The sequence below is a fragment of the Candidatus Nitronereus thalassa genome (genome assembly GCF_032191465.1).
Taxonomy (GTDB): Bacteria; Nitrospirota; Nitrospiria; order Nitrospirales; family UBA8639; genus Nitronereus; species Nitronereus thalassa.
The window spans coordinates 393,400-405,820 of sequence record NZ_JAQOUE010000001.1; the positions used below are offsets into that span (position 1 = coordinate 393,400).

A 12,421-nucleotide genomic window follows, 5' to 3' on the forward strand; every position below is an offset into this window, starting at 1 on the left:
GATTTTTATACGAATTCCTGCTATGGTGTAGGCAAGGACTTGACTCACCGTTTTATTCCTGACGTCCATCACCACTGTTTAAGTACACGACTCTTGAGAATTCGAAAGATGTTTCTACTTCCTCATCTATTCACGGCGAGAAAAGGTTAAAGACCATGGGGCTTTGGGATCGAACACGAATTGGGTTAACCTTTGATGATGTGGTGCTTGTGCCGGCGAAATCCGAAGTGCTGCCAAGCGAAGTCGTGACCCATACCCAGATTACGAAAAATATTACAATTAACATTCCGTTGTTGAGCGCGGCCATGGACACCGTGACCGAAGGACGGTTGGCCATCGCCTTGGCCCGAGAAGGTGGCATTGGGGTCATCCACCGAGCCATTTCTCCTGAGTTGCAAGCCAAGGAAGTGGATCGAGTAAAAAAATCTGAAAGTGGGATGATTCTCGATCCCATTACAATTTCGCCTAACCAGACCATTCGTGATGCTCATGCCATCATGGCGAATTATCGGATCTCTGGAATTCCTGTGACCCAAGACAAGAAGTTGGTGGGGATTTTGACTAACCGAGATCTCCGGTTTGAACCACGCCTTGATCTTGCAGTGTCGCAAGTCATGACACGTGAAAAACTCGTGACTGTTCCAGAAGGGACTGATTTAACCAAGGCAAGGGAGATCCTTCATGAACACCGAATTGAAAAACTCCCGGTTGTCAATGATCAATTTGAGTTGAAGGGCCTTATCACCATTAAAGATATTCAAAAACAAATTAAATACCCCACAGCGAGCAAAGATGCGCATGGGCGGTTGCGGGTGGCTGCCGCGGTTGGTGTTGGCATTGATGCCGAAGAGCGGGTGGAACGGTTGGTAAAAGCGGGTATTGATTTAATTGTGGTCGACACTGCCCATGGTCATTCCCAGAGTGTGATCGACATGGTGAAGTATATTAAAAAGGCACATAACAGTTTGGAAGTGCTGGCCGGAAACATTGCTACTGCCAAAGCCGCGAAAGACTTGGTGGATGCCGGGGCTAATGCTGTCAAAGTCGGAGTGGGTCCAGGGTCGATTTGTACCACCCGTATTGTGTCGGGAGCGGGTGTGCCCCAATTAACGGCGATTGCGGATTGTGCTGAAGCCCTGGAGGGAACGGGAATTCCGGTCCTAGCCGATGGAGGAATTAAATATTCTGGCGATATCACGAAAGCCTTGGCTTCAGGAGCCGCGGCGGTGATGATTGGGTCGCTGTTTGCTGGCACGGAAGAGTCGCCTGGAGAAACGGTGCTCTACCAAGGGCGGACCTATAAAGAATATCGAGGAATGGGGTCCTTGGGTGCCCTTGAACGCGGAGGGCGGGATCGGTACGCACAAGAAGGACAAGTCGTCGGCAAACTCGTGCCAGAGGGAATTGAAGGACGTGTCCCGTATAAGGGACCGTTATCAAATGTGGTCTATCAACTGGTTGGGGGATTGAAATCTGGGATGGGCTATTGTGGCTGCCGATCAATTGCTGAGTTGCAAGTAAAAGCTGAGTTCATTCGACTGACCCAAGCTGGGTTACGGGAAGGCCATGTTCATGATGTGGTCATTACTAAGGAAGCGCCAAACTATAGAGCCGAAACTGAATAAAGAAAGTCATCCGTACCGCGTGAACCTTGTGGGGTAAAAGAGGTAAGATCATTTTTCTTACGGATTACGCATTGTGGCTAACGTGTTACGATTTCTTAAAATTATGGTCCTCCTTTATGTGTAGGACTTCTAATCATCTTTCCATTCCACCTCCATGTCGATCCATCACGACACAATTGTCATTCTTGATTTCGGGTCTCAGTATACCCAGTTAATTGCTCGTCGCATTCGCGAATTAAAAGTCCATTCCGTCATTCTTCCTGCCTCAACAACACTCAAATCGATCCGTGAATGTTCTCCCAAGGGGATTATTCTCTCTGGGGGACCAGCGAGTGTCACAAGCATAGGGCGGCCACGTTGGGCCAAGGAAGTGTTGCAAGAAGAGGTCCCCATTCTTGGAATTTGTTACGGCATGCAACTCATCGCACATTATATGGGTGGAAGAGTCGGGGAGGCGAAACATCGAGAGTTTGGTCGGTCTGAATTAACAGTGCTTGATAGCTCGGATTTGTTCAAAGGACTTGAGAAGACTGGACCATTTTCAGTGTGGATGTCCCACGGTGATCGAATCGAAAAGCTACCTCAAGGTTTTAAAGCCATCGCACGAACAGGCAATTCACCCATTGCCGCCATGAAATCGGCCAACCATCGACATCAGTTTTATTGCCTCCAATTCCATCCGGAAGTGGCGCATACGAGTCATGGGAAACAAATTTTAAATAATTTTGTGCATGGGATTTGTGGGGCGAAGGCCACCTGGACTATGGGGTCTTTTCTCCATAATTCCATTAACGAGATTCAAGGACAGATTGGACGGGAAAAAGTCATCTGTGCTTTGAGTGGGGGCGTGGATAGTATGGTGGCCGCGGCCATGACACATCGGGCAATTGGGAAACAGCTGACTTGTGTGTTTATTGATAATGGGGTGATGCGAAAGGATGAAGCCAAACAACTAAAAAAGGTATTTGCCTCACAGCATTTTCATTATCGGATGGTTGATGCATCTCCACATTTTTTGAAAGCCTTGGGTAAAACCAGTGATCCAGAAAAGAAGCGAAAAATCATTGGCCGGCAATTCATTCAAGCCTTTGATCGCGAAGCCAAGACCATTGGGAAGGTAAAATATTTAGTGCAGGGCACGTTATATCCTGACGTGATTGAAAGTATCAGCCATAAAGGGCCGTCGGCCACAATAAAGACGCATCATAATGTGGGCGGATTACCCGCGAAAATGAAATTGAAATTAATCGAGCCCCTTCGAGAATTATTTAAAGATGAAGTGCGAGAGTTAGGCAAAGAATTGGGGCTGCCGGTAGATATGGTGCAACGTCATCCTTTCCCGGGTCCGGGGTTGGCCATTCGAGTACTCGGCTCAGTCAGCCCAGAACGGTTAGCGATATTACGGGAGGCTGACTCCATTTTTATTGATGAGCTTAAGTCCCAAGGGTTCTATCGAAAAACTTGGCAGGCTTTTGCCGTATTGCTCCCCATTCGGACGGTTGGGGTGATGGGGGACCAGCGAACCTATGAACATGTGATTGGGTTGCGAGCCGTGACGAGTGTCGATGGGATGACCGCGGACTGGGCCCAATTACCTCATGACTTTCTTGGGAAGGTATCTAATCGAATCATTAATGAGGTGAAAGGCGTCAATAGAGTGGTATACGACATTAGTTCGAAGCCACCCAGTACGATTGAATGGGAATGATTAAAAAACCAGACACACGTGTTCGGCTTCAAAAAGTAATAGCGGCCAGTGGGTTAAGTTCCAGGCGAGCGGCGGAAGACTTGATTCGACAGGGTCAGGTGACGGTGAATGGCAAAGTCGTGAGTATGCTCGGGACTTGTATCGATCCGGCTATCGACCATGTCAAAGTCAATGGGTGTCATATTGATACTGCGGAACCAGAGGTTTTTGTGTTACTGAACAAGCCCCCTGGTTGTGTCACCACCATGAACGATCCTTTTGGTCGAAAGACAGTGGCAGATTTATTAGGCCGGGTAAAGGTTCGGGTTTTTCCAGTTGGACGTCTAGATTTTGATGCCGAAGGCTTGTTGCTGTTGACCAATAATGGGCTCGTCGCTCAAGCCTGTCTCCATCCTCGTTACCATGTACCCAAAACCTATATCATTAAGGTCTCGGGTGTATTTACGGATGAAGAACTTCAAATGCTGCGCGAAGGTGTGGTTTTGGAAGATGGTGTGACGTTGCCTGCTGATGTCAAAAAATCAGGAAAAGCCCAATCTAACTCTTGGTTAGAAATTACCATTCGCGAAGGAAAAAAACGACAAATAAAGCGAATGGTTGAAGCCTGCGGGCATCGAGTCTTGCGTATTAAGCGTATTCGATTTGGTCCCCTTCAATTACGAGATATCCCCGTGGGCACATTTCGCTATGCCACTGATGCCGAAGCCAATGCGTTGCGAGCCATTCTTCAACGAACAACCACGGAAGGGCCGACTGTCCGACCACGTCCCAAGCCCTACTTGAAAAATCGTATCAAACCTGGCGATACTCCGTCGTCTCGTTCTCCCAGAAAACCGGTCAGAAAAACTTCTGTGAGCAAAACCCGGAAGCCCAGAGTGCCACTGGAAAAACGAAAAATGGAGAGAAGTGGTGGGGTGAATCTCACACAGACAACACGACCAGTTAACAAGCGAGTAAGTTCTGTGAAGGGACCAGGTGTACAGAGCAGGGATCGACGTACTGCCAATTCTAAAAAATCTTCAAATCCTCGAGTGGCTTCTGGAAAACGTCAATCTCTGAAGGGGCGGGTGGTGTCCTCAAGTTTTTCCAAAAGAGGGACGCCTCAGAAACGAAAACCCGTTGCCCAACGGCGACCACGATAGTTATAGGGTACAAGAGTGACGCGAACACATCATTGTGGTGAATTAACTCTTAACGAAATCGGTCAAACCGTAACCCTGATGGGCTGGGTCCATGGGCGTCGGGACCATGGGGGTGTCCTATTTATTGATTTGCGGGATCGGTTTGGCGTGACACAACTGGTCTTTGACATTGAAAAAGATGCGCCCATTCATGCCGATGCGAACGCACTGCGAAATGAATTTGTTGTGGCGGTCACGGGGAATGTCCGTGTTCGTCCCGAAGAATCGATAAACCCACAATTAGCAACGGGGCATATTGAAATTGAAGTGGCCTCGCTCACGGTGCTCAATGAAGCCAAAACTCCTCCTTTCTTAATTGAAGATGATGTTCAGGTGACGGAATCGATTCGTCTGAAACATCGATATCTCGACTTGCGTCGTCCAAGAATGCAGCAGTTGTTGAAGCTCCGGCACGACGTCACCTTTCAAGTGCGACATTTTCTTCATCAACGCAGGTTTCTTGAAGTGGAGACGCCCATTCTTACGAAAAGTACCCCGGAAGGCGCTCGTGACTATTTAGTCCCAAGCCGAGTGAATGCTGGAGAGTTTTTTGCCCTTCCCCAGTCACCCCAATTATTCAAACAAATTCTCATGGTGGGAGGGGCCGATCGCTATTTTCAAATTGCGCGGTGTTTTCGTGACGAGGACCTTCGTTTGGACCGGCAACCGGAATTTACCCAAATTGACATGGAGATGTCGTTTATTCAGCAGGAAGATATTCTCACCTTGGGAGAAGAACTGATTGCCACGGTATGTCGTGAAGCCGCTGGCATCATCTTACCCACCCCATTCCCGCGTTTAACGTATCATGAAGCCATGGATCGATATGGAACGGATAAACCTGATCGACGGTTTGGTTTAGAGTTGCGGAATCTCAATGAAGTGGCCAAGCAGGTTGAATTTAAGGTGTTTCGAGATACTGTAGAATCCGGTGGGTTGGTCGCGGGATTGGTCATCAAGGGGGGCGGGCAGATTGCCAGAAACCAAATCGATCGCTTGATTGATGTGGCCAAAGGGTTTGGCGCAAAAGGGTTAGCTTGGGTGAAAATTGCTGATGGCTGGAAGCTTGATTCCGCCATCGCCAAATTTCTCAAGGCTGAACCATTTCAACAAGCCCTTCCCGATGCGGAGCCAGGTGATCTCATGGTCTTTATCGCGGATAAACCAGCTGTAACCTATGATGTCTTGGGCCGGCTAAGATTGCATCTTGGCGAAGAACTGAAGTTGATAGATCGTGACCGGTGGGAGCCCTTGTGGGTGACTGACTTCCCCTTGTTGGAATATGATCATGACGAACGTCGTTACGTGGCATTGCACCATCCCTTTACTGGCCCCAGGATCGAAGATATTCCCAAGTTAGATACCGCACCCTTGGAAACCCACGCGCAGGCCTACGATCTTGTGCTTAATGGGTTTGAAATTGGAGGGGGTAGTATTCGTATATATCAAAGCGACGTACAGCAAAAAGTTTTTGATCTTCTGGGTATCACGAAAGAGTCAGCTCAGGAAAAGTTTGGCTTTCTACTCGATGCGCTGGAGTACGGCGCCCCACCACATGGGGGCATTGCCTTTGGTCTTGATCGATTGGTCATGCTTCTTGGAAAGACTGAATCGATTCGTGATGTCATTCCATTCCCAAAAACCCAAAAAGCCCAGTGCATGATGACCGAGGCTCCTTCGGCTGTCAGCAATGTGCAACTCAACGAACTGCACATTAAGCTGAATCTTGAGTTGTAATCGGGCAGGAAAGGGAAAAATCTGGCACCGGCCTAAGTAACTACTCGAGCTTGATAGACATTCACGACAATACTATGTAGGCCCGTGGCTCCGTTTGGTTGGGGGCGAGTGATCTCCGAGGTTTGGACTTTTCCGGCGGTATCGATCGCGCGGACAGAAACCATTTTTTTCCCTGCAGGCACATCATTCCAATGATAATTCCACACCACCCAAGACCATGGAGATTGAGGTGGTTCAATCTCGGCCTCCACCCAAGTTTTTTCCTGATCCAAGCTTAGCTGGACTTGGGCAATAGAATGGGGACCTCCGAAGGCAATACCCCGGAAGTGAACGTTTGGGCCAGGCACATCCTGATAATGGCCTGGGCTGTCAATGCGCGAAAAGATGTGGATGGTGCCCTCATCCGTCCATCCCTTGCGTTGCCAATACCCTTGATAGTCACCGTTATACACTTCAATCTCAGTGATCCACTTCACATTCTTAATGCCATAGAGTCCCGGGACCACCAATCGGACAGGAAACCCGTGTTCTTTGGGGAGCTTCTCCCCGTTCATGAGATAGGCGAGCATTACTTCATCCCGCATGGCACGCTCAAAGGGAATACTATCGTGATAGGCATCCGCCCCACGGAAGATGACATCACGGGCGGTTTCGGTATCCGCACCCGCTTCAAGTAAAAGTTCTTTCAATGAAATTCCTCGCCAAATGGCATTGCCTATACTCGACCCACCAGGGAGGGTATCAATACACATTAAGGTTGAGATCTGATCAAACGAAGGCCGGTTTAGCAGATCACGCCATTTCAAAACCACTCGATTGCTAACAGCACCTTTCACCACCATCTGCCATTGTTCCTGGTCCAGATCCCGTGAAAGATTATACGGGGAGTCCATGTAGTTAACCGTGTAGAACTTATCATTTGGCGTAAAGTAAACCGTGTCGCGAGGCGGAACACCAAACATACTCCCGAGATCACAGCCACTCGTGATACTCGTGAGCCCGGCAAGAGCACCAAGCCCGGTCAGTTTAAATAAATTTCGTCTGGAAATATCCATGGATTGGGCTCAAGGAATTGCAGAAAATTGGAGGAACTCTCCGGCCAAAGTCTGTACGAATATTATCCCTCAGCAAGATTTATACTGCAAGGGAGCAAATTCTGGTTAGCATGTTGAAACCATGACCTCAATTGGTAGATTTCCTTGCTGGGAATCAATTTTGGGAGCAATAACCCGGTATTTTTGATTAGGGACCAATCAGGCGGATGGGGAAGTTTTTGCTTCCGGTTCGGCGAGATGTGCTCGGACTTCTTTGACATAGGTTTTGAAGGGGTTCGGCATGGGGAAGGGGGGCTGGCCACGGAGTTGGAAGATGGACCAGTTGATGACGTAGTGGGGGAAGCGGCGTTCGAGTGACGGCTCGAGGCTTGGGTCTTCGTTCCAATCTTTGCCGATGAGTTCTTTCACTAATTCGCTACGTCCAAAGGCGCGGGTGTTGCGAGGAGGGTTTTGCATGGCCAGGTCAATGGCGGTATTGGTGGTGACTCTGGGAGCACGGCCTTCTTCTTCCAGACCGAAGTATAGGCTTTTTTCAGGATTCAGATTGTGATATTCCAAGTCTAGGCTTTTCAGCCACGGATCATCCCATTCGAGTTTTTCTTCTTCTCGAAATGATTCCAAGAGCCAGAGTTTCGATGCCCAGTCCACTCGGCCAACCAGTTTGGTGTAGTCCCCACGAAGATCGTGAAGCACGGATTCCCATTGATCCAAGACCCAATCTGTGTCGTCATCTTGCCCGGCGTAGTGATCTTGGGCCGCTTTGAGAAAATCTTCCTGAATATCAATAGCTGATCGTATTTGACCATTCGCCAACCGGACTTCCCATTTTCTGGTGGGATCACGAGAAATTTCTTTTAAGGCTTGGATGGGTTCCTCTAGTTCTAGGCCAACCGGAGCATGGCCATCTTCGACGAGTTGCATGACCAAACCGGTGGTTCCCATTTTCAAGGCTGTGGCGACTTCAGCCATATTCGAGTCCCCGAGCAACAAATGGATTCGTCGAAATTGATTGGGGTCGGCCAATGGTTCATCGCGTGTGTTAATAATGGCGCGGTTATGTTGGACCCATTCAAAGAAATCGTTCACGATATGGTCGGCCCGTTGAGATATTTGAAACGGAACGTGGAGACGTCCTTTTTGATCTCGATGTCCAGAGTCTTTGGGCAACAATTGTTCAACCGGAATCCAGCCGTCATATATTTCCGCCATCCCGATTCGACCTGCACCGGTGAAAATTTGGCGGGTCACTAAAAACGGAATCAATTTATTTAACCCCTGGAGGTTAAAGGGGAAATGGCGCGATACCAGGTAGTTTTCATGACAGCCGAAGGTGGCATCAGTTTCGTGGTCGATATTATTTTTAATGAGTGAAATCTCTTGATCAACATTGAGTTCCGCCAATGTGCGTTGGAGGAGGCGGTCCCCGGCTCGGTCTGTGGCCACCAGATCGGCGAGCGTGGTGCATTCTGGTGAGGCAAACTCCAGATGTCCCATATCGACATAGAGCCGTCCGGAATTCAGTAAAAATCCTCCGTTGCCCGGAGGTTCATCGTATCCACGGTAATGAAGATCGAGCACGCCTTGTTCTCGAATCCGAAACACCTGATCAATCACACGATGGGCGAGCCACGACGGGGAGTGATCCGGGTCATCGCTATTGATGAGAAGCCCGTATTCTGTTTCAATTCCAAAAATTCGATTTAACATTGTGACTAAACGATTGAGTTAATTGGTGGCCTGTTTCAATAACGGCAGCAGAGAATAAATTTCTTGCTGGGAAAGAGTTCGATACTTTGAACTTCCAGGAGCTTGTCGTTCCAATACCCCACATTCCAACGTTTTATCCTTGAGCCCATTTTGGAGATGTTCCAGAATCTGTTCTTCTGAAAATGAATCATTCGATGAGTCCGTTTCTTTGGATTCCGACGAAGAGGATTCAGCATTTTCGTGATACTGATTTTGGGACAGAGCCCCAAGAGCCCAGGTGCGAACTGCGATGTCGAGAACCGTTTGTAGAGCTACCACAGTCGGAGTGATGTGTTTTTTCAGATAGGCTCGCATGGTGTCTTGAATAATTGGCGTGGCTCCAAGTACAGCGACCTCATGGTGTTCTTCAAACGTTCCATCATAGTCAACGGTAAAAAAATTATCTTGATTTGGCAGGTTTCCGAGTTCGGCCAAAACGAGTTTTGTGATGTAGGGCGCTTTGTAGATCTCTTCAAAGGCCTGTTTGATTGCAGGAGCCAAGCCATATTTGATGAGTCGCGATCCCGTCACATCTCCTGGTGATCGTTGAAATCCTTCCGTATGCGCCATATCTAAAATGGCAAACCGAAGTTTTTCAAGATCCGCAGGATGCCCCATCCCTCCAAGTCCGATGCGATCGTAAATCTCATAGAGTTTCGGGGTGCCATGGCTGGTCGTGAGCAGGATAATCCCGTCCGCATACGAGATGGCAACGAGGGGACTGCCTTGGCGAAATTGATCGTCGAGATATTGGCGTCGATTGCCAACGGCTTCGACCCATCGGTACGGTTCATCATACATACTGGGCAACCTTTGTCGTGAAGAGCGTTTTCAAATGTTCGGCTGGAATGGTTTCTACCCCTTCCTTCGTGATCCGCTTGACGATCGGGTAAAGATTGGCTTCAAAATTGGCACCACCAGTGGCGGAGTCGAACTCAGCGGCGCTGGTGAGTAATCGCAGGACTATAATAGATGCTTCTTCTTCATCAAGACCAGCGAGCGGTTGGCCACTCCAACGGTTGAGGTAATGGAGGATTCCTCGAATAATGGACGACCCAGATCCCGACACCGCATGGTCGACGGCTTCAAATTCAGCGCCAAGAATATCATGGAAATAAATTTTTCCACATTCATGTTGGTGGTCATATCCAGCAAAGACTGGGACCACAGCCCCAGTGCCGGCCAAGGCCGCAGGTGCATTTTCTTTCATGAGCTTTGATAAGGCTCGGAGCTTCCCTTCAAAGCTGAGATCTTGAAGTTGGCTCCGTCGGAAATATTTGAACGAATGTTCAAGGACTCTGGCCATTTCAAATGCTGTGGCAGGAACGCCGGCAATGGCCATGACACAATAGCGATCGATCTCCAGCACTTTATCTGTGCGGTCATACATGATCATGTTGCCTGCCGTCGCCCGACGGTCGCCGGCAACAAGCACGCCATCACGATATTTCACGGCTAAAACTGTGGTGCCCTGGGTAATCGACGGAGTTGAAATTTGCCCCTTCTCACCGAATTTCGGCGAGGGGAGTTCGAATTGATAGCCTTGTTCTTTTAAGAGTTGTAAAAAGTCGCCTTGAAAGCCCATGTTGATTATTCCCCTGTGCGTTGTCGGTAGCGTTCTGCCTGTTTGGGATCAACTTTGCGCATGCGCTTGATCAGATTATCCCGGCTTGGCGATCCTGGTTCTGGTTGGCGCGGCCCGGCATCATCATCTTTTTTGGGCCCGGGTGGTTTAGGGATGGGATCAAGAGGCCGCTCCCGTCGTTCTAATGTAGTCGGCTGGTTCGTTGGCGTGCTCCCTATCATATAAAACTGATTCTGTGATTTCATGAGATACCCTCCTTATACCGAGCTTATCGAATCTATGACGGCATTGAAACCACATCGGCCAGATGCTTGGCATTGTCGATTTTTTGCCAAAGCCGAGTGATGTGAGCCGGATCAAAGAGGTCAGACATATCTAATTGCTGCGGTTGAGTCAAACTTTTTAGCTGAATCCGTTCCCATTGGACTGATTGAATTTCATGCCGAAACTTCTTTACGCACAATCCACGAATTCCCGCTCTGGTCGTCCTCGGCCCTTGCCTCATGGCGGTTTGGATCTCATTTTCTGAGCACAGCCGATGGGCTTTGCCTTCTTGTTCAATTCCTAGGTACAACCCTCGGTCTGTGTTTACATTATGATACTCGAGATCAAGGCTTGCTAACCAGGGATCGGTCCAGTCTAATTTTTCATCTTGAGCAAATGATTCCAAGAGCCAATACTTCGTGATCCAGTCGATTCGTCCAATAAGATCCAAGCGGTTACGTTCTAGAAGCGCAAGGGTCGCTTCCCAATTTCTCAAAATCCAATCGGTATCGGGATCCTTTTCAGTGAAATGGTGTTTGGCGGCTTCAAGGTAGCCTGTCTGAATTTCCAATCCCGTCAGGGCTTTTCCCGATTGTAGGGGAATGGTGGCCTTGAGATCATGATCACGTGAAAGCGTCTTTATTGCCTTCACGGGATCGGACAATTGAAATTCGGGTGCCAAGCCTTGTTCAATAAGTTCGAGTACGAGTTGCGTGGTCCCCACTTTGAGCGCCGTGGCAAACTCACACATATTCGCATCCCCAACAATCAAATGTAGCCGACGATATTTTTGTCGATTGGCATGGGGTTCGTCTCGGGTATTTAAGATGGGACGGTTGTGCATGGTATCCACGCTCAGGTCCGTTTCCATAAAGTCCGCCCGCTGGGAAAGTTGATAAACGCCTGGTTGGTAGGGCTGATCTTGAGCTTCAATGCCAATTTTCCCTGCGCCAGCAAAGATTTGCCGAGTCACGAGAAACGGAATGAGCCCAGAACACAACTGATCAAAGGGAAGGTTTCTGGAGATAAGGTAATTATCGTGGCATCCGTAGCTGTGGCCATGCAGGTCGGTGTTGTTTTTGTACAGTTGGACTGCGGATGACCCCAGAATTGCATTTCGGGTATCGGCAGCATGTTGGATAATCCGTTCCCCTGCACGATCATGCGCAATGAGTTCGGAAAGGGTCGAACATTCTGGGGTGGAATATTCCGGATGGGTGTGATCGTTGTAAAATCGAGCGCCGTTGGTCAGGACCAAGTCACTTTTCATTTCGTAAAAGGAAAAGGGGCGATGGGCATCTAACTCGGCAAACTGTTCTTCTTCGACATCCTGTTGCAGCCCATGGACTCGAAACCCACGCTGGTCTTCGTGTGGATCTTCGCCTTTATAATCCCAGGTCTGTTCAAACTGCTCGGACATATAGGCACGAACGAGTTCCATGGATTCGACCACAGGATCAGACTGTTTTTGGTCTTCTCGGATAATGCCGTATTCAGTTTCAATGCCGAATAATCTCATG

The 12,421-nt window shown here is 48.8% G+C and carries 10 protein-coding genes; 4 read left to right on the forward strand and 6 right to left on the reverse strand.

The features are described from left to right. Positions 1–155: 155 nt before the first annotated feature. The 4 genes from guaB (at position 156) to aspS (ending at position 6,251) form a co-directional block, all read left to right on the forward strand. Positions 156–1,625, forward strand: a complete 1,470-nt coding sequence (gene guaB / locus PPG34_RS01995) for an IMP dehydrogenase (protein WP_313831460.1) — start codon at positions 156–158, stop codon at positions 1,623–1,625. A 154-nt stretch (positions 1,626–1,779) separates the two neighbouring features. Beyond that, positions 1,780–3,333, forward strand: coding sequence for a glutamine-hydrolyzing GMP synthase (gene guaA, locus PPG34_RS02000; RefSeq protein ID WP_313831461.1), 1,554 nt, complete (start codon positions 1,780–1,782; stop codon positions 3,331–3,333). After that, positions 3,330–4,475, forward strand: a complete 1,146-nt coding sequence (locus PPG34_RS02005; protein ID WP_313831462.1) for a pseudouridine synthase — start codon at positions 3,330–3,332, stop codon at positions 4,473–4,475. Before guaA ends, PPG34_RS02005 begins: the two co-directional genes overlap by 4 nt. A 15-nt stretch (positions 4,476–4,490) precedes the next feature. Next, positions 4,491–6,251: an aspartate--tRNA ligase gene (aspS, locus tag PPG34_RS02010; RefSeq protein WP_313831463.1), complete on the forward strand. Its 1,761-nt coding sequence runs from the start codon at positions 4,491–4,493 to the stop codon at positions 6,249–6,251. A 32-nt stretch (positions 6,252–6,283) separates the two neighbouring features. Here aspS and PPG34_RS02015 read toward each other — a convergent pair whose 3' ends face one another. From PPG34_RS02015 to PPG34_RS02040, 6 genes are all read right to left on the reverse strand, one after another. After that, positions 6,284–7,306, reverse strand: coding sequence for a molybdopterin-dependent oxidoreductase (locus PPG34_RS02015; RefSeq protein ID WP_313831464.1), 1,023 nt, complete (start codon positions 7,304–7,306; stop codon positions 6,284–6,286). 198 nt (positions 7,307–7,504) lie between these two features. Beyond that, entirely contained in the window at positions 7,505–9,013 is a 1,509-nt protein-coding gene (locus PPG34_RS02020; protein ID WP_313831465.1) for a proteasome accessory factor PafA2 family protein, read from the reverse strand. An 18-nt stretch (positions 9,014–9,031) separates the two neighbouring features. Continuing rightward, the gene (locus PPG34_RS02025; protein ID WP_313831466.1) at positions 9,032–9,853 is read right to left on the reverse strand and encodes a hypothetical protein; all 822 of its coding nucleotides are present in this window, start codon (positions 9,851–9,853) and stop codon (positions 9,032–9,034) included. Further along, positions 9,846–10,637: a proteasome subunit alpha gene (locus tag PPG34_RS02030; protein ID WP_313831467.1), complete on the reverse strand. Its 792-nt coding sequence runs from the start codon at positions 10,635–10,637 to the stop codon at positions 9,846–9,848. Before PPG34_RS02030 ends, PPG34_RS02025 begins: the two co-directional genes overlap by 8 nt. A 5-nt stretch (positions 10,638–10,642) precedes the next feature. Then, complete coding sequence (locus PPG34_RS02035; protein WP_313831468.1) at positions 10,643–10,882, reverse strand: ubiquitin-like protein UBact; 240 nt, start codon at positions 10,880–10,882, stop codon at positions 10,643–10,645. 32 nt (positions 10,883–10,914) lie between these two features. Further along, complete coding sequence (locus PPG34_RS02040) at positions 10,915–12,420, reverse strand: proteasome accessory factor PafA2 family protein (RefSeq protein ID WP_313831469.1); 1,506 nt, start codon at positions 12,418–12,420, stop codon at positions 10,915–10,917. Position 12,421: the final 1 nt, after the last annotated feature.

Excerpts from the sequence above, each read along its gene's own strand:
- guaB (WP_313831460.1), top strand. The coding sequence starts at position 156 with ATGGGGCTTTGGGATCGAACACGAATTGGGTTAACCTTTGATGATGTG.
- guaA (WP_313831461.1), top strand. The coding sequence starts at position 1,780 with ATGTCGATCCATCACGACACAATTGTCATTCTTGATTTCGGGTCTCAG.
- PPG34_RS02005 (WP_313831462.1), top strand. The coding sequence starts at position 3,330 with ATGATTAAAAAACCAGACACACGTGTTCGGCTTCAAAAAGTAATAGCG.
- PPG34_RS02015 (WP_313831464.1), bottom strand. The coding sequence starts at position 7,306 with ATGGATATTTCCAGACGAAATTTATTTAAACTGACCGGGCTTGGTGCT.
- PPG34_RS02020 (WP_313831465.1), bottom strand. The coding sequence starts at position 9,013 with ATGTTAAATCGAATTTTTGGAATTGAAACAGAATACGGGCTTCTCATC.
- PPG34_RS02025 (WP_313831466.1), bottom strand. The coding sequence starts at position 9,853 with ATGTATGATGAACCGTACCGATGGGTCGAAGCCGTTGGCAATCGACGC.
- PPG34_RS02030 (WP_313831467.1), bottom strand. The coding sequence starts at position 10,637 with ATGGGCTTTCAAGGCGACTTTTTACAACTCTTAAAAGAACAAGGCTAT.
- PPG34_RS02035 (WP_313831468.1), bottom strand. The coding sequence starts at position 10,882 with ATGAAATCACAGAATCAGTTTTATATGATAGGGAGCACGCCAACGAAC.
- PPG34_RS02040 (WP_313831469.1), bottom strand. The coding sequence starts at position 12,420 with ATGAGATTATTCGGCATTGAAACTGAATACGGCATTATCCGAGAAGAC.